Genomic DNA, 16,884 nt, shown 5'->3' on the forward strand with positions numbered 1-16,884 from the left:
GGCCCGGCACGCCACGAGTGCTAGAAATCGCATATGGCGCAAGAAAACTCGCACGGGGAGCGACCCCACCGCGTCGTCGCCCTGGTCGACGCGAACTCCAACCCCTTCGAGCTCGGCTGCGCCATCGAGGTCTTCGGTCTGCGCAGGCCCGAACTCGGCAGGGACCTCTACGACTTCACGCTGTGCTCGCCCGAGCCGCGCATCCTGATGCGGGACGGCTTCTTCACCCTCACCGGGGTCGCGCCGCTGGCGGCGGCCGAGACCGCGGACACCCTGATCGTGCCGAACCGGCCCGACACGGAGGTCCCACGCCGCCGGGCCGTCCTCGACGCGGTACGCCGGGCCCATGCGCGCGGCGCCCGGCTCGTCGGCTTTTGCAGCGGCGCGTTCACGCTGGCCGAGGCGGGGGTGCTCGACGGGCGCAGGGCGACCGCGCACTGGCAGTGGGCGGACGACTTCCGGCGCCGCTTTCCCGCCGTCCGCCTCGAAACGGACGTCCTCTTCGTCGACGACGGCGACATCCTCACCGCCGCGGGGAGCGCCGCCGCGCTCGACCTCGGGCTGCACATCGTGCGCCGTGACTTCGGGGCGGAGGTGGCCAACTCGGTCTCGCGGCGGCTCGTGTTCGCCGCGCACCGGGACGGCGGGCAGCGGCAGTTCGTGGAACGCCCCGTGCCCGAGGTGCGGGACGAGTCGCTCGGGCCGCTGCTCGCCTGGGCGCTCGAACGGCTCGGGGAGCCGCTCACGGTCGCGGGGCTCGCCGCGCGGGCGGCGGTCAGCCCGGCGACACTGCACCGGCGGTTCCGCGCGCAGCTCGGTACGACGCCGTTGGCGTGGTTGAACGGGGAGCGCACCGCGTTGGCCTGCCGCCTGATCGAGCGCGGCGAGGAGCGGCTCGACGTCGTCGCGCGCCGCAGTGGCCTCGGCACCGCGGCCAACCTCCGGGCCCGGCTCCGCCGTGAAACCGGCCTCACCCCTTCGGCCTACCGCCACCGCTTCGCCCTGTGAGCCCGGCGCCTCCCCCACCGCTTCGCCCTGTGACCCCGGCGCCTCCCCCACCGCGGCGCACCGGGCCGACCGGGCGCCACGCCCACGCCCCGGGGCCTGCCACCCTCCCGGACCCGAGATTTCCTACCGTGGACCCGTGACCGCCGTCGAGGACCGCACCCCGCCGAGGACAGAACGCACACGTCGCGACCGCGAACGGCGGGCGCGGCAGCTGCTCCTCGGCGTGTGCGCCCTGTTCGCCCTGGTGTCGGTGGCCCTCGTGCCCCTGGACCTGCGGCTCGGCTGGGACGAGATCGTCTACGCGAGCCGCTTCGGGCCCCACGAGCCCGGCGGGGCCCCGGGGAGCGTCCCGTTCAGCGCGCCCCGCACCCGGGGCGTACCCGTACTGATCGCGCCGGTGGCCGCGTGGAGCGACTCCGTGGTGCTGCTCCGGGTGTGGCTGACGGCACTCGCGACAGCCGCGCTGTACCTCGGCTTCGCACCCTGGCGGCGAGCCCTGCCCCGGTTCCCGGAGGCCGCGGGCGTCGCCGCCGCGCTGTACGGCAGCCTGTGGATCACGCTGTTCTACGCGGGCGCGGCGATGCCGAACCACTACACCGCCATGGGCGCGGCCGCCGCCGTGGGGCTGTTCCTGCGCCCGGGCCCTTCGCGCCCGCGTACGTACGCGGGCATCGCCGCCGGCCTCGCGCTCGCCGCCCTGATGCGGCCGAACGACGGCGTCGCCGTGGCCCTTCCGCTGCTCGCCGCCGCCGTCCTCGTGCCGCTGTGGCGCTCGCGCGGCCGGGCGCTCGCCGTGGCCGCGGGGGCCGCGGCCGGACTGCTGCCATGGGTGGTCGAGGCGTACGTTCGCTTCGGTGGCGTACGCGAACGCCTCGACGACGCCAGTGAGGTGCAGGGCGGGCTGCGGTTCACGGACTCCGCGCTGCACCAGTTCACCGCCATCGACGGGCCGCTGCTGTGCCGTCCGTGCACCGGCGACGGGGTGCGGGTGCCCGCGCTGTCGTGGTGGGTGCTGCTCGCCGTGTTCGTGCCCCTCGGTCTGTGGTCGGCGCGGCGGCTGCGGCGGACGGGGGCGGACGCGCTCCTCGCCGTGGCCGTGGGACTGTGCGCCGCGCTGCCGTACGTCCTCCTCGTGCCGTACACGACACCCCGGTTCCTGCTGCCCACGCACGCGCTGCTCGCGGTGCCCGCCGCGCTCGGGGTGCTCGCCGCGGTGCGGTGGGCCCGGCGGGTACGCGGACCGGTGCTCGCCGGGGGCGTGCTCGCGGTGGTGCTCGCGGGACACCTCGCCGTGCAGATCACCCTCACCTCCGGCAACACCCGTATCCAGGCGGCCGCGCGGCAGGACTGGCAGCGGGTGGCGGAGGTGCTGCACCGGCACGGCGTGCGGCCGCCCTGTGTGCTGCGGGGCAACACGACCGTGATCCCGCTGGCGTACGCGGCCGGATGCGAGGCCGCGCCGCGCGGCGACGGACGGCCGCCCTCCGCCCTCGTCCTGCGCGGGCACGCGCCGCCCGCCTGGGCTCGGGACTGGATCAGGGTCCCGGTGCCCGACACCTACTCGCCGGGCTGGGAAGTCCACGTGCCGCCCGGCTCACCCTGAACCAGCGATTCCGGCGCGGCGGCCACGTACCCAAATGTCCAGGGCGAACCGGTATGCGGAACAGCGCGTCCGGATCCCGCTCTTGACGTGAACTCAACACGTCGCCACCATCGGGCACTCCAGGCTCATTCGGGATTCAAACTCAACGGAAGCCGGAGCCCCCCACATGAGATTCTCCATGTCCGGACGCAGTGCGGCAGCGGCCGTCATAGCCGCCACCGCCCTCCTGACGACCAGTGCGATATCCACCGCGGCGACCGGGTCCCCCGGCACCGCCGCACCCCAGCGAGCGGCCGCCGCCCCGGACATCCCGGTGGCCAACGTGCGGGCGCACCTCTCGCAGTTCCAGTCCATCGCCTCCGCCAACGGCGGCAACCGCGCCCACGGCAGCGCGGGCTACAAGGCCTCCCTCGACTACGTCAAGGGCAAGCTGGACGCCGCCGGATTCACCACCACCGTGCAGCAGTTCACCAGCAGCGGCCGGACCGGCTACAACCTCATCGCCGACTGGCCCGGCGGCGACGCGAACCAGGTCATCATGGCCGGCGCCCACCTGGACAGCGTCAGCCGCGGCGCGGGCATCAACGACAACGCGTCGGGCTCCGCCGCCGTCCTCGAGACCGCCCTCGCGGTGTCCCGTGAGCAGTACAAGCCCACCAAGCACCTGCGGTTCGCCTGGTGGGGCGCCGAGGAGCTCGGCCTGGTCGGATCCACGTACCACGTCCGCAACCTGCCGGCCGCCGAGCGCACGAAGATCAAGGGCTATCTGAACTTCGACATGATCGGCTCGCCGAACCCGGGCTACTTCGTCTACGACGACGACCCCACCATCGAGCGGACCTTCAAGGCCTACTACTCCGGCCTGAACATCGGCACCGAGCCGGAGCGCGAGGGCGACGGCCGCTCCGACCACGCGCCGTTCAAGAACGCGGGCGTCCCGGTCGGCGGCGTCTTCACCGGCGCGAGCAACACCAAGACCTCCGCGCAGGCACAGAAGTGGGGCGGCACGGCGGGCCAGGCGTTCGACCGCTGCTACCACGCGTCGTGCGACACGACGGCGAACATCAACAGCACGGCGCTCGACCGCAACAGCGACGCGGTGGCATACGCGGTGTGGGGGCTGTCCTCCTAACCCCCGGGCCCGCCCTCCGGGTCCGCCCCGCGGGACCGCCCCCCGGGTGCCCTGGACGAGAATGCTTGCGCGTGCATATAGTGCAGACGCAAGCATTCGTCGTACGCAAGCACCCAGGGGGCATCACCATGACTCGCTCGTTCCTCTTCGTCCACGGCAGCGCCCGCCCGCGGGGCAACACCGAGATCCTGGCCCGCAAGGCGGCCGAGCAGCTGCCCCCCGACGTCGAGCAGCGCTGGATCGACCTGGCCGACCACCCGCTCCCGGACTTCCAGGACCTGCGGCACGACGACACCCGCCCCCGCGCCCGCCCCCGGCCCGACGGCGACACCGAGGCGCTGCTCCTGGACGCCACGCTCGCCGCGACGGACATCGTCATCGCCTCGCCGCTGTACTGGTACTCGGTGTCGGCCACCGTCAAGCGCTACCTCGACTACTGGGACGCCTGGCTCGAGGTGCCGGAGCTCGACTTCAAGAACACCCTCGCGGGCCGCACCCTGTGGGGCGTGACGGCCCTCGCGGACCGCAACGAGGCCGCCGCGGACCCGCTGGTCGGCACGTTGCGCAACACCGCCGCCTTCTTCCCCATGCGCTTCGGCGGCGTCCTGCTCGGCAACGGCACCCGGCCCGGCCACGTCCTGAACGACACCGAGGCCCTGGCCCGCGCCAAGACGTTCTTCGCCCGCGAGGACGTCCCGCTCGCCCGCTTCCCGTTCGGCGAGTCCTCGTACGAGGAGGAGTGAGCCGTGCGCTACGAGGCGATGTCCTTCGCCCCGAACCGCGCCCAGGCCGCCGAACCGAACACCCCTGCGTACAGCGCCTGGAGGCCGAGGTTCTTCACCAGGTCGTCCCAGTAGACGGGTTCGCGCATCAGGTCGGCGAAGGACAGCCAGTAGTGCGAGAACAGATACGGGTGGACCGCGTGCAGCTGGGGGATCTGGTCGACGATCTGGACGGTGATGAGCAGGCCGACGGTGGTCGCCATGGCGGCGATGCCGCTGCTCGTGAGCGTCGACACGAACAGGCCGAGGGCCGCCACGCCGATCAGTGAGGCGGCCACGACCAGGGCGATCAGCAGGGCGCGCAGCAGTCCGTCCGTGAAGCCGATCCGGGTTCCGGAGATCGTGGTGACCTCGCCGAGCGGGAAGAGCAGCGCTCCCACCGCGAGCGCGGATGTCGCCACGACCAGCGTCGCGACCAGGCAGAACGCCAGCGTGCTCGCGTACTTGGCGAGCAGGAGGCGGGTGCGGCCCGCGGGTGCGACGAGGAGGTAGCGCAGTGTTCCCGCGCTCGCCTCGCCCGCGATCGCGTCCCCGGAGACGACGCCGATCGCCATCGGCAGGAAGAACGGCAGCGTCGCGGCCAGCGCCGTGAAGACGAGGAAGAGGCCGTTGTTGGTGACCTGCGCGATGAACGCGGGGCCGCCTCCGCCGTCGGGTCCCCCGCCGCCCACCGAACCGCCGTCGCTCGTCTCGATCCTGACCGCGACGCCGACGAGCACGGGCACGGCGGCGAGCACCGCGAGCAGCGCGAGGGTGCGCCAGCGGCGGAAGGTGAGGGACAGCTCGCTGCGGAGCAGGCCGAAGGTCCAGGCGAGACGCACGGGCCGTCCACCGCTTCCCGGCGCGCTTCCCGGCCCTGTGCCCGGTTCTGGGCCGGGCCTTGTGCCCGGTCCTGTGCCCGCGCCCGCCGCCGCCCGCCCGTCCGGCCCGTCCGTCTCGGCGCCTGCCCGCCCGTCCGGCCCGGCCACCTCAGCCCGCGACATCGAAACCCTCTCCCGTCAGGGCGACGAACGCGTCCTCCAAGGAGGCCCGTTCGACGCCGAAGCCGCGGACGCGCACGCCCGCCTCGACCAGTGCGGCGTTCACATCGGCGAGTTCCGTGCCGGGTGGCTCGCCCGTGACCCGGTCGTCGGCGACCACCAGGTCGGCCACGCCGAGTTCCTTGAGCACACGGGCCGCGTCCCCGGTGTCCGGAGTCGCCACGACGAGCCGCCCGCGCGCGCCCGCGGCGAGCTCCGCGACGGGACCCTGGGTGATCAGCCGGCCCCGGGTCATCACGGCCGCGTGCGAGCAGACCTGCTCGATCTCGTCGAGGAGGTGCGAGGACAGGAAGACGGTGGTGCCGTCCGACGCCAGCTCCCGCACGAGGGAGCGGATCTCCCGCATGCCCTGCGGGTCGAGGCCGTTGGTGGGCTCGTCAAGGACGAGCAGCTCACGCGGCTGCAACAGGGCGGCGGCGAGGCCGAGGCGCTGCTTCATGCCCAGGGAGTACGCCTTGGCCTTCTTGCCCGCGGCGGCGGTCAGGCCGACCCGGTCGAGAGCGGCCCCGGCGCGGGCGCGCCGGGTGCGGGGGTCGGCGGTCGGGTCGGCGGAGTCGTAGCGCAGGAGGTTGTCGCGGCCCGACAGGAAGCCGTAGAGCGCCGGGCCCTCGATGAGCGCGCCCACGCGCGGCAGGACCTTGCGGCCGTCGTGCGGCATGGGGCGGCCGAGGACCTTGGCCCGTCCGGAAGTCGGCTCGATCAGGCCCATCAGCATGCGGATCGTCGTGGTCTTGCCGGAGCCGTTGGGGCCGAGGAAACCGAAGACGCTGCCGCGGGGCACGGTGAGGTCGAGGTGGTCCACGGCCAGGTGCTTGCCGTAGCGCTTGGTGAGCCCGGACGTCTCGATCACGTCGGCCGTGCGGTCCCCCGTGCGGTCCCCGCTGGTGCTCGGCACCCGTACCTCCCGTCGGCCCGGCTGCCCGAGGCCCGCCGTTCCCTGTGTGTGTTCCGCGTTCGCTCTGCTCTGTTCGTTCCCGCGTGCGTCTCCGCGTCCGTCTCCGCGTTCGTTCCCGCGTCCGTTTCAGCGTTCGTTCCCGCGTTCGTTCCCGCGTCCGTTCCCGCGTCCGTCTCCGCGTTCGTACTGTTCCTTCTTCCCCGTCTGTCCGCCTGTTCCCGTCGGACGGCGGCTGATCGCCGTACGGCGGATCCGGGGTGCCCTGCTGCTCGGCACCCCGGATCCGCCGCCGGTCCGTCACCGCTCGCGTCCGGCGCTACCGCGCCGCGTTCGCCGCCTTCACCAGCGCGTCCTTGGTGACCGCGCCCACGTACGCCGTGCCGTCGTCGGTGATCAGCGCGTTGACCAGGCGGGTCTTGAAGACCGTGCCCGAGCCGAAGTCGCCCTTCACCTTGTCGCCGAGGGAGTCGAGGAACTTCGCGGCCTCCTGCGGTACGTCGTCGGACGCCGAGGTGGGCAGGCCCCGGCCGCCGGGCAGCTTCAGCTCGGCAATCGACGTCCAGCCCTCGCCGATGACGTTCACGCCGGGCTCCGCGCCCTTGAAGTCCCTGGAGTCCTTGCCGCCCTCGTGCAGGGACGTGTCGTTGCCGTCGCCCTCCTCGGTGACCTTCGTGCCCTTCGCGGGCTCGAAGTCGAAGGTGGACGCGGCGGGCTTGCCGAAGTCGACCTTCGTGAAGCCCGCGTCGACGACGGCGGAGCCGCCTCCGGCCGGGGACAGCGTGAACTTCAGCGGCGTCCCCGTCTTCGCGTCCACCGCGACGGTGATCCGGCCGACCGTCGAACCGGCGGCCTTCGGCTCGATGACCAGGCGGTAGGCGTCACGGCCCGCCACCTGCGCGCTGCCGTCGACCTTCACCGACGTCGACTTGTCGACGGCCTTCAGCGCCTGCTCGGCGAAGTCCTCGGGCGTGGCGGGAACGCGCTTCGGCAGGTCCTTGCCGCCGTGCCCGCCGGCGCCCTCGCCCGCCTTGCCGCCGTCCTTGGAGTGGTACGCCTCGTTCGACGCGCTGTCGTAGGCCCACACGTCGTCGCCGTTGTGGATCAGGCTGTACTCGGCGGCGTCGTCGAGGATCGACAGCTTCTGCCGGTCCGGGCCGTCGGCCGCGACCCGCAGCGTGTGCGTGCCGGTGGCCAGTTCCATCAGCTTGGCCGAGGGGTCGGCGGCCGAGCCCTTGCCGTCGCCACCGTCCTCGTCGCCGCCCCCGGCACCCCCGGCGCCCGGCGCGAAGGAGCCGGTCATGCCCGAGGCGAACGACGGCAGGCCCAGGTCCGTGCTGATCTTCACCGTGCCGGAGAGCTGCTGCGTGTCCGACGCGGCTATCTTCTCGATGAGTTCCTGGGCGGTGATGTCCGGCAGGTCCGGGTCACCCGACGTGGCGAGCGCCGGGACGAGCCCGATGGTCGCCGCGGCCACCCCGGCCACCGCGAGCGGGACGACATAGCGCACCGCCTTGCGGCGACCCGCCCTGAGCTCCCCTGCCTCATTGGAGTCCTGCTCCGGTTCGTACGGTGCCATTGTCTGCCTTACCTCCGTGGTCGGCGGCGGCGTTCTTTCCTCGCGTGCACTCGTCCACCCCGCGCCGCCATTCTCACCCGAATTGGTCAGGAGTGGTTGTCCGCGCCTGTCTTCGGCTGTCTCCATCCGACCAAATCGGCCAGCGGGAAGCGTCAGACCCCGGGAGCAACTGCGCCTACTGCTCAGGGATGACAAGAAGAGGCGGCGCCTCCCCCGTCCCGTAAGGGGAGGCGCCGCCCGGGATGGTGACGATCGGTGCGTTACGGGGGAGGTACGCACGTACGTCACGTGGTCTCATGCCTGGCACGGGGCTCGGCTCAGCGCCGGCTCGGGGCCCGGCTCAGCGCTGGCTCGGGGGCCGGTTCAGCGCTGGCTCGGGGGCCGGTTCAGCGGCTGACGAACACGTAGTCCGCGTCGTACGGCACCGACACGATGCCGCTCGGCTTCCCCGGCTTCCCGGGCTTCCCCGGCTTCCCGGGCTTTCCCGGCTTGCAGGTGCCCGAAGGCTGCACTCCGCCGACGGTGTTGAGCCGCAGGATCTCGGCCGTGTCCGCGAGCAGGCCGCGCCCCCGGCCCACCTGCTCCGCCTTCAGGTCCAGTTCGGCGATGTTCTCTTTGCCGTGGTCCGTCCTGGAGATCAGGGTCCCGGTGACGCCGCTACGGTCGGGCGCGACCCAGCGCGGCGTACCGGAGTTCGGCGTGACGAAGTCGTGGACGACGCGGACGCCGAGCGTCGCCCGGACGTCGCGCTGCTGGAAGGTGAAGCGACCGGAGCCGTCCGTGGCCTTCCTGCACTGGTAGATCTGCCTGCCCTCGACCACGGACGCCTGAAAGCCCGTCCTTGTCGCCGACGGCCGGGCCGCCGGGTACGGGCACCTCGTTGGCACCGTTCAGACTCGCCGCGAAGAGGGCGCTGCGGGCGCTGCCTGCCGCTCCTGCCGTTGCCGTGCTGCCGCTGTCCGCCGACGCGGGCAGGGTGACGGCGGCGACACCGGCGGCAGCGGCGACCGCGCGGGTGCCCATGCCTGCGAGGAGCCGCGTCCGGCTACGGCGGCCGCGCGCGGCGGAGGTGCTCGACGAGTTCGTCGCGGTGGCCGTGGCGGTGGCCGTGACCGAGTCGGTCACGGTGGTGGCGTCAGCGGTGGCGGAGTCGGTCACGGTGGTCGTGGCGGTGGCCGCTGAGTCGGTCGTGCCCATGATCGACGTCTCCCCGTTCGACGCCGACGCCCCTGCGTCGGCTTACGAGCAGAGGTACGGAACGGATCCGAGTCTGGACTCAATCCAGTCCCGAACTCCGCTTGTGACATGCGTCACGCCTGCCCGCTCGGCGCGTCCCACGCTCGGCGCGTCCCACGCTTCGCATCCCGCGCTCCGCGTCCCGTCGGGAGCCGCAGTGGCCGCGCGACGGCGTCGAGGGCGGCGAGAGCACCAATGGCGGCGAGGGCGCCGCTGACTACGAGGGCACCGCCGATCGAGAGGCCGTCGATGGCGCCGAGGGCTCAGCCGGCCCGGTGCACGACGAGGTCGCACAGCTCCACGAGGGACGCCTTGGCGTCGCACTCGGGCAGCGGGGCCAGCGCGGCCCGCGCCTCCTCGGCGTAGCGCACCGTGTCCCTGCGGGCCTGTTCGAGGGCCGGGTGCGCCCGCAGCCGGGTCAGCGCCTCCGCGTGCCGCGCGTCGTCCGTGAGGTCGGAGTCGAGCAGCTCGCAGAGCGCGACGTCCTCCGCGAGCCCGAGGCGCGCCACGCGCTCCCGCAGCCGCAGGACCGGCAGCGTGGGAATGCCCTCGCGCAGGTCGGTGCCCGGCGTCTTGCCGGACTCGGTCGACTCGGACGCGATGTCCAGTACGTCGTCGGCGAGCTGGAAGGCGACCCCGAGCCGCTCCCCGTACTGCGTGAGCACGTCCACGACGGCCTCGTCGGCGCCCGACATCATCGCGCCGAACCGGCAGGCGACGGCGACCAGTGAACCGGTCTTCCCGGCGAGCACTTCCAGGTAGTGGTCGACGGGGTCGCGCCCGTCGGAGGGGCCCGCCGTCTCCAGGATCTGCCCGGTGACGAGCCGCTCGAACGCCTCGGCCTGGACGCGGACGGCCTCGGGGCCGAGGTCGGCGAGCGTGTGGGACGCGCGCGCGAACAGGAAGTCGCCGGTGAGGACCGCCACGGAGTTGCCCCAGCGCTGGTTGGCGCTCGCCACGCCCCGGCGCACATCGGCCTCGTCCATCACGTCGTCGTGGTACAGCGTCGCGAGGTGCGTCAGCTCCACGACCACGGCGGACGGCACCACTCCGGGCGCGTACGGGTCACCGAACTGGGCCGTGAGCATCACCAGGAGTGGCCGAAAACGTTTGCCGCCGGCCCGCACGAGGTGCTGCGCGGCCTCGGTGATGAAGGGGACCTCGCTCTTGGTGGCCTCGAGCAGGCCCTCCTCGACAGCCGTCAACCCGGCCTGGACATCGGCTTCGAGAGCCTGGTCCCGCACGCTCAGCCCGAAGGGCCCGACGACGGTCACGAGGGGTTCTCCTGTCTGCTGACGATCACAAGTCGATCACTCGGTCGATCATTCGCCGATGACACGGTTTGTCGATGTGTCGCTGCCATCACTCAAGTCAGCGTATCCGGTCGCCTTTCGATCACAGCCAGCGCCTGCCCGGGCAGAGGAGACCAGCCTGACCGATAGACATGGAATGACCGAAATGGTCCACCATGGATGATGTGCCCCACATGGCGGGAGTGACGCGCCCCTTCCGGGTGGGGTTCCCGACGGGCCGCTGGACGCCGCGGGACCGGTCGGTGGTACGGCTTCCCGCGACGGCATCCGCTCAGACACCCGTTCCGCGCCTGTTTCCGGCCAGGATTCCCATGCGGCACACGGGCCGCGGACCGCATCATCCGTACGCCAGCAGCCGTTCGAGCACCACCGCGATGCCGTCCTCCTCGTTGGAGGCCGTCAACTCGTCCGCCACCGCCTTGAGTTCCTGATGAGCGTTGGCCATGGCCACACCGTGCGCGGCCCAGGCGAACATCGGGATGTCGTTCGGCATGTCCCCGAAGGCGATCGTCCGGGCGGCCCCGATCCCCATCCGCTCCGCCGCGAGCGCGAGGCCGGTCGCCTTCGTCACGCCGCACGGCTGGAGCTCCACCGTGCCTGGACCGGACATCGTCACGGTCGCGAGGGACTCCACCGCGCCCCGGGCCACCGCCGCCAACTCGTCGTCCGCGAGTGCGGGGTGCCGCAGCAGCACCTTGCTGATCGGCTCCTCCCACAGCACCTCGCGCCGGGGCACCCGTACCGCGGGCAGCGTCGGGTGCGGCATCTCGTACCCGGGCTCGATCAGCGTCAGACCGTCGACGCCGTCCTGGTCGACCGCGGCGAACACCTGCCCGACCTCGGCCTCGATCTTCCCGAGCGCGACCTCCGCGAGCTCCCGCTCCAGGGTCACCGACCACACCATGCGGCCGCTGCCCACGTCGTACAGCTGCGCTCCCTGCCCGCACACCGCGAGGCCGTCGTAGTCGAGCTCTTCCAGGAGCGGGCGCACGCGGGGCGCGGGGCGTCCGGTCACGACGAGGTGCCGTGCTCCGCCCTCGCTCGCGGCGGCCAACGCCCTGCGCGACCGGTCGGAAACCGTGTCGTCACAGCGCAGCAGGGTTCCGTCCAGGTCAGTGGCGATGAGGGCATATGCGAGGGGAGCGGCCATGATCCGAAGAATACGGATCTGAGGCCGCACGGTAAGCCGTGTGACAGGAGCTGTGACGGTTGGGGCGCGCCCGGCGCACTCCGGCAGACAGCGGGTTGCGGGCCCTCATACGTACGGGGACGCGCGCCCAGGGCGCACAAGGGCGCCGCGCGTGAGGGCACGCTCCTGTTTCACCGGAACGAGGCGGTCCCGGACCGGGTGGGAACGGACGGGCTCCGCGCGCCCCCGCACTCCCGGCCGTGCCCGTGCCGCCCCGACACGCGTCGGCCGGGTCCGCGCCACCGCGGGCAGCGCAGGCACCGCGGGCACCGCGGGCAGCGCGGCAGCGCAGGCACCGCAGGCACCGCAGGCAGCGCGGGCACCACGGCTACCGCGGACACCGAACCCCGGACGCCACGGGACGAGCCCTAGTCCGTGGCTCCCGCCGCCACGACCCCCACCCCGCCGCCCTCCGCCAGCCGCGGAATGCGGCACTGCGCGGCGTACGCGGCCGCCGGGTAGCGGGGGTCGGGGCGCAGCGCGTACTCCCGCAGGCAGGCCTCCGTGAACTTGATGACGTGTTCGTCGCCGTGCTCGACGGCGCGGGCGCCGAGTTCGTCGAGCGGTGGCGTCCCGTCCGTCTCGGCCCGCCAGGCCGTCGTGCCCTCGTCCCGGCGGTCCGCGGTGAAGGCGAGCAGGAAGGCCGACTGCACCTGCCACAGCCGGGCGAGCGTCGGCTCGTACAACTCCGGGGGCAGGTGCGGCAGGACCAGGCGCGCGGCGGCGGGTGCGGTGACGCCGTGGACGAGCGGGACCGGGAAGACCTCGGGGTGCCCCAGGTAGACGTCGGCGAACTGCAACGTCATGTCGCCCAGCAGCCGCGCCGCCGGGCGCGGCGCCAGCCACTCCAACGAGTCGGTGTAGCCGGGGAGTCGGTCGAGGCTGTCCAGGCGGCCGCGGGCGGCGGCCGGGCCGCGCGGACCGTCCAGGGGCACGCGCGGCAGCGCGGCGACGGCCGCGGGCACGGCGTGGGGGCCGCGCAGGGCGGGGGCGCCGGGCAGCTCGTGGTGGCGCGCGGCCCAGTACGCGAGCCCCCTGGCCAGCTCGTCGAGCTGCAACCGGGTCGGGGCGTCCCCGGCCGCGTCCAGACCGCGCACCGCGTGCGCCGTCCGGATCAGGCCGTGCGTGAGACCGGCGAACAGGCCGGGGATCAGCCGCGGCCACCAGCGCGCGAGGACGTCGCGCCAGGCGGCGTCGGCGAGTTCGCGCGCGAACAACTCCTCCCAGTCACCGGCGCGGCCGAAGTCCCCGAGGGCGGGCCGCCACGACGTCTCGTCGGCGGGGTCGAGGGCGAAGCGCGCCGCAGGGGGCTCGTGGTGGTCGAGCGCGCGCCGGTAGCGGCGGACCCAGCGGGCGACCTCGTCGCCGTGCCCGAGCACCGCGACCGCCTCGGCCCCCATCGGGCCGTGATTGGCGAGGTCGACACCGACTCCACGTTCGTAGCCGAGGTCTTCGAGTCGTTCCAACGCGTCGTTGACGGCGTCGTGGTAGCTGATCGACGGCATGCCGCACACACCTTCCGTACGAGAACACTTACGGGAACAGGTCCGGGAACGCGCCCGAGGGCGGTTCCGAGAACTCGCCCGATGACACTTCATGACACTTCACTGAACCAAACAGTTTGGAACTCCAAACAAACTACACTCGCGGCATGCAGAGCGCGCAAGAGCCAGGACGGTCGCCCGAGCACCTCGGGGGGAGCCCCACCGCCGACGAGATCCGGATCGTGGGACTCGTGCCGCTGCTCGAGCCCTACTTCCGCGGGGCGGTGGTGAGCGGGCTGATGCCCGAGCGGCTGCGTACGGCGATGGAGAGCGAGGGCCTCACCCCGCGCCACGGCGCCGTGCTGCCCCAGCTCCTCGCGGCCGACGCACCGCTGACGGTCGGCGGCATCGCCACCCGGCTCCACGTCTCCCTGCCCACCGCGAGCGAGCTGGTCGGCGGCCTGGCACGGGCCGGCATCGTCACCCGCACCCCGGACGAGACCAACCGCCGCCGGGTCCTCGTGTCCCTGGTCGAGGAGTACCGCCCGCTGCTCGAAGCGTTCGTCGTCCGCCGGGGCGAGCCGCTCCTGCGCGCCCTCGCGGGGCTGCCCGCCGAGCACCGGGAGGGGTTCGTGGCGGGGCTCAGGGCGTGGGTGCGGGAGGTCCAGGGCTGAGGGCCGGGGGCGGCTGCCCGCCCCTCACGTCCCGTGTGCCGCCGCCAAGTGCCCCGCGAGCCGCGGTGAGGCGAACTCCGTGCCGCACACGAACCGCATCACCGGGCCGTACGAGGACCCGGCCAGCACACCCGTGAAGTACAGGCCCGGCATCGAGGAGGCACAGCCCGCGCCCAGCTCGGGCGTGCCGCGGCTGACGGCGAGGCGGGCGCGCAGACCGTGGCCGAGGAAGCTGAGGGCGGCGAGGTCGACGCGGTACCCCGTCGCGGCGACGACGTGGTCGGCGGCGAGCATCTGCGGTCGGCGGTCCAGGGTCTCGACGGTGAGGACGGGGCGGCCGCCGCGCGTCTCCGCCGTGACGACGCGCCGCACCTCGTGGGTCTCGACCTTCCCCTCGTACCGCTCCTGGAGCCACCAGGCGCCGACCGGGCCGAGGACGCGGCGGTCGAGGGAGTGCCGTGCCGCGGCGGGCAGATGGCGGTAGCCCTCGGCGTACCGGCTCAGCGCGTACAGCGACCACGCCCGGCCGAAGGGCGACGCCGGGCGCAGCCGGGGCTGGTTCCACGGCGTCCCGCCGAACGCCACGGAACCCCGGCCGCGGGCGACGACCCGCACGCGCGCGCCCGCCTCCGCCGTGAGCACCGCGGTCTCCAGCGCGGACTGCCCCGCGCCGACGACGAGCAGTTCGCAGCCCGCGTAGCGCGTGAGGTCGCGGTGCTGCGCGCTGTGCGACATGGGTCCCGCGGGCGAGGGCCCGTCCGGCACGGCCGCGGCCAGCTCGAACGGCAGCCACTCCAGTCCTGTCAGGCCGGTGGCGACCACGACCGCGCGGGCCGCGAGCTGCTCCCCGGAGTCCAGCTTCACCTCGAAGCCCCCGCCGGGACGCTGGTCGACGGACACCACCCGCACCTGCTCCAGGTCCGGCACGAGCTGCTCCTGGAACCACTGCCCGTACCCGGCGAACGTCTCGGCCGGGACGATGTCCTCGTCCGTGGCGGGCCGCGGCAGGCCCGCGGCGTCGCAGTAGTCGAGGAGGGTGTGGCCACGCTGCGGCGCGTCGATGTTCGACGCGGCGGGCGTCGACGTGAGGAGCAGGCCCGCGGGCATGTGCTCGCGCCAGCTCACCATGGATTCCCCGAACACGCGCACCGGCAGACCCCGGGCCCGCAGATGCGCGGCGGCGGACAGACCGTACGGCCCGGCACCTATGACGACCACCGGCCCGTTGCCGACCACCGGCCTGTTGCCGTCCACCCGCTTGTTCGGTCGATGCACGCGGTCCTCCCCCTCCCCCCGGGACGTCATGTATGCCGTACCCACGCACGGCGCACCGTCACTTCGTACTCCTGCTCGTATCCGTGCTCGTGCTCGTGCTCGTGCCTGTGCTCATGTCCGTGCTCGCGCTCGCGCCGCCGCGACGGTCGCCCCGCCGTGGACGCCGGCAGGAGCGGGACGTTCCACCCGAGCTCCGCCCGGACATAACGAACTCTTCAGGCACTGCCCCAACCGCGGCTTCCCACGTAACGTGTGCTGCACCCAGATTGGAAAGCGAGGCAGGCACGCATGTCCGAGCAGAACCCGCTCGACCTCTCCGAGGGCGACCCCTTCGGCCCGCACAACCTTCCCTACGGGGTCTTCACCCCGGCCGGGTCCGCCGCCTCGGAAGGACGGCGGGTCGGTGTCCGGCTCGGCTCGTACGTCCTCGACGCGGGAGCGGCCGCCGCCGCCCTCGGCTCGCCCTACGTCTCGCTGCTCGCCCAGCCCACCCTGGGCCCGCTGCTCGCCGCGGGACGCCGCACCTGGAGCGACGTCCGCCGGGCCCTCACCGCCTGGGTGACGGTCCCCGCGCACCGCGACGTCGTCCGCCCGCTGCTCCACCCCCTGTCCGACGTCACCCTGCACCTGCCCTTCGAGGTCGCGGACTACGTCGACTTCTACGCCTCCGAGCACCACGCGTCGAACCTCGGCCGGATGTTCCGCCCGGACGCGCCGACCCCGCTCACCCCCAACTGGAAGCACCTGCCCATCGGTTACCACGGCCGCTCCGGCACCGTCGTGGTCTCCGGCACGGACGTGGTGCGCCCCGCCGGTCAGCGCAAGGCGCCCACGGACACGGAGCCCGTCTTCGGCCCCTCGGTCAAGCTCGACATCGAGGCAGAGGTCGGCTTCGTCGTCGGCGCTCCCTCCACGCTCGGCACCCCCGTACCGCTCGCCGACTTCCGCGAGCACGTCTTCGGTCTCTGCCTCCTCAACGACTGGTCGGCCCGCGACCTCCAGGCCTGGGAGTACGTCCCGCTCGGCCCGTTCCTCGGCAAGTCCTTCGCCACCTCCGTCTCTGCCTGGGTCACCCCGCTCGAGGCCCTGGACGCCGCCCGCGTCACCCCGCCCGCGCGCACCGAGCCCCTGCTCCCCTACCTCGACGACTCCGCCGAGTCCGTCGCGGACGAGCCCGGCGGCTACGACCTCCGCATCACCGTCTCCCTCAACGGGCACGTCATCTCCGAACCCCCCTTCTCCACCGTCTACTGGACCGCCGCGCAGCAGCTCGCCCACATGACCGCCAACGGCGCCTCGCTCCGCACCGGTGACCTCTACGGCTCCGGCACCGTCAGCGGCCCCTCCCCCGAGCAGTTCGGCTCCCTCATCGAGCTGACCTGGAACGGGCGCGATCCGCTCGAACTCCCCGACGGCAAGCGCACGTTCCTGGAGGACGGCGATGTCGTCACGATGACCGCGTGGGCCCCCGGCCCCAGCGGGACCCGGGTGGGCCTCGGCGAGGTCACGGGCCGGATCGCGGCTACGCGGGGCTGAGGATTGGGGCTCCGCTCCCGGACCCCCGCTCCTGGATCGCCGGAGGGGCTGTCTCCAACCCGTCCGGCGATCCAGGACAAGGCGCGGAGCGCCGAAGGCAAGGGACCAGGGAGCGGGGGACCAAGGGGCGGCAGCCCCCGG

14 protein-coding genes are annotated in these 16,884 nt (G+C 73.2%); 6 read left to right on the forward strand and 8 right to left on the reverse strand.

Annotation, left to right across the window (positions count from 1 at the left end; all coding sequences use genetic code 11):
• Positions 1–33 precede the first annotated feature (33 nt).
• From ACH4DX_RS13860 to ACH4DX_RS13875, 4 genes are all read left to right on the forward strand, one after another.
• Positions 34–1,008 (forward strand): helix-turn-helix domain-containing protein, encoded by a 975-nt coding sequence (locus tag ACH4DX_RS13860; RefSeq protein ID WP_398155163.1) that lies wholly within the window; start codon positions 34–36, stop codon positions 1,006–1,008.
• Between the two features lie 136 nt (positions 1,009–1,144).
• Positions 1,145–2,611, forward strand: a complete 1,467-nt coding sequence (locus ACH4DX_RS13865) for a hypothetical protein (RefSeq protein WP_398155164.1) — start codon at positions 1,145–1,147, stop codon at positions 2,609–2,611.
• 166 nt (positions 2,612–2,777) lie between these two features.
• On the forward strand, positions 2,778–3,743 hold the full coding sequence (locus ACH4DX_RS13870) for a M28 family metallopeptidase (RefSeq protein ID WP_398122163.1): 966 nt from the start codon (positions 2,778–2,780) through the stop codon (positions 3,741–3,743).
• Between the two features lie 128 nt (positions 3,744–3,871).
• Complete coding sequence (locus ACH4DX_RS13875; RefSeq protein ID WP_398155165.1) at positions 3,872–4,486, forward strand: flavodoxin family protein; 615 nt, start codon at positions 3,872–3,874, stop codon at positions 4,484–4,486.
• A gap of 8 nt (positions 4,487–4,494) precedes the next feature.
• Here the strand turns inward: ACH4DX_RS13875 and ACH4DX_RS13880 are convergent, their stop codons facing one another.
• The 7 genes from ACH4DX_RS13880 to ACH4DX_RS13910 form a co-directional block, all read right to left on the reverse strand.
• Entirely contained in the window at positions 4,495–5,508 is a 1,014-nt protein-coding gene (locus ACH4DX_RS13880) for an ABC transporter permease (RefSeq protein WP_398155166.1), read from the reverse strand.
• On the reverse strand, positions 5,495–6,460 hold the full coding sequence (locus tag ACH4DX_RS13885; RefSeq protein WP_398155167.1) for an ABC transporter ATP-binding protein: 966 nt from the start codon (positions 6,458–6,460) through the stop codon (positions 5,495–5,497). The genes ACH4DX_RS13880 and ACH4DX_RS13885 overlap by 14 nt, the downstream gene beginning before the upstream one ends.
• A 316-nt stretch (positions 6,461–6,776) precedes the next feature.
• Positions 6,777–8,036: an outer membrane lipoprotein carrier protein LolA gene (locus tag ACH4DX_RS13890; RefSeq protein ID WP_398155168.1), complete on the reverse strand. Its 1,260-nt coding sequence runs from the start codon at positions 8,034–8,036 to the stop codon at positions 6,777–6,779.
• Between the two features lie 386 nt (positions 8,037–8,422).
• Positions 8,423–8,857 carry a DUF3455 domain-containing protein gene (locus tag ACH4DX_RS13895; RefSeq protein WP_398155169.1) on the reverse strand — a complete coding sequence of 145 codons (435 nt, stop codon included), beginning with the start codon at positions 8,855–8,857 and terminating at the stop codon, positions 8,423–8,425.
• Between the two features lie 678 nt (positions 8,858–9,535).
• Positions 9,536–10,546: a polyprenyl synthetase family protein gene (locus ACH4DX_RS13900; protein WP_398155170.1), complete on the reverse strand. Its 1,011-nt coding sequence runs from the start codon at positions 10,544–10,546 to the stop codon at positions 9,536–9,538.
• A 376-nt stretch (positions 10,547–10,922) separates the two neighbouring features.
• Positions 10,923–11,735: an HAD family hydrolase gene (locus ACH4DX_RS13905; protein WP_398122170.1), complete on the reverse strand. Its 813-nt coding sequence runs from the start codon at positions 11,733–11,735 to the stop codon at positions 10,923–10,925.
• Between the two features lie 407 nt (positions 11,736–12,142).
• Entirely contained in the window at positions 12,143–13,279 is a 1,137-nt protein-coding gene (locus ACH4DX_RS13910) for a hypothetical protein (protein WP_398122171.1), read from the reverse strand.
• A 146-nt stretch (positions 13,280–13,425) separates the two neighbouring features.
• On the opposite strand from ACH4DX_RS13910, the gene ACH4DX_RS13915 reads away from it, so the two are divergent.
• Positions 13,426–13,932: a MarR family winged helix-turn-helix transcriptional regulator gene (locus ACH4DX_RS13915; protein WP_398122172.1), complete on the forward strand. Its 507-nt coding sequence runs from the start codon at positions 13,426–13,428 to the stop codon at positions 13,930–13,932.
• A 24-nt stretch (positions 13,933–13,956) separates the two neighbouring features.
• Here the strand turns inward: ACH4DX_RS13915 and ACH4DX_RS13920 are convergent, their stop codons facing one another.
• Complete coding sequence (locus tag ACH4DX_RS13920; RefSeq protein WP_398155171.1) at positions 13,957–15,207, reverse strand: FAD-dependent oxidoreductase; 1,251 nt, start codon at positions 15,205–15,207, stop codon at positions 13,957–13,959.
• A 288-nt stretch (positions 15,208–15,495) separates the two neighbouring features.
• Between ACH4DX_RS13920 and fahA the strand changes: the two genes are divergently transcribed.
• Complete coding sequence (gene fahA / locus ACH4DX_RS13925; protein ID WP_398155172.1) at positions 15,496–16,743, forward strand: fumarylacetoacetase; 1,248 nt, start codon at positions 15,496–15,498, stop codon at positions 16,741–16,743.
• Positions 16,744–16,884: the final 141 nt, after the last annotated feature.

The sequence above is a fragment of the Streptomyces sp. NPDC017940 genome (genome assembly GCF_044328435.1).
GTDB lineage: Bacteria > Actinomycetota > Actinomycetes > Streptomycetales > Streptomycetaceae > Streptomyces.

Bases quoted from the DNA above. Each gene is read 5' to 3' on its own strand.
- ACH4DX_RS13860 (WP_398155163.1), top strand. From the start codon at position 34: ATGGCGCAAGAAAACTCGCACGGGGAGCGACCCCACCGCGTCGTCGCC.
- ACH4DX_RS13870 (WP_398122163.1), top strand. From the start codon at position 2,778: ATGAGATTCTCCATGTCCGGACGCAGTGCGGCAGCGGCCGTCATAGCC.
- ACH4DX_RS13875 (WP_398155165.1), top strand. From the start codon at position 3,872: ATGACTCGCTCGTTCCTCTTCGTCCACGGCAGCGCCCGCCCGCGGGGC.
- ACH4DX_RS13880 (WP_398155166.1), bottom strand. From the start codon at position 5,508: ATGTCGCGGGCTGAGGTGGCCGGGCCGGACGGGCGGGCAGGCGCCGAG.
- ACH4DX_RS13890 (WP_398155168.1), bottom strand. From the start codon at position 8,036: ATGGCACCGTACGAACCGGAGCAGGACTCCAATGAGGCAGGGGAGCTC.
- ACH4DX_RS13905 (WP_398122170.1), bottom strand. From the start codon at position 11,735: ATGGCCGCTCCCCTCGCATATGCCCTCATCGCCACTGACCTGGACGGA.
- ACH4DX_RS13910 (WP_398122171.1), bottom strand. From the start codon at position 13,279: ATGCCGTCGATCAGCTACCACGACGCCGTCAACGACGCGTTGGAACGA.
- ACH4DX_RS13915 (WP_398122172.1), top strand. From the start codon at position 13,426: ATGCAGAGCGCGCAAGAGCCAGGACGGTCGCCCGAGCACCTCGGGGGG.
- fahA (WP_398155172.1), top strand. From the start codon at position 15,496: ATGTCCGAGCAGAACCCGCTCGACCTCTCCGAGGGCGACCCCTTCGGC.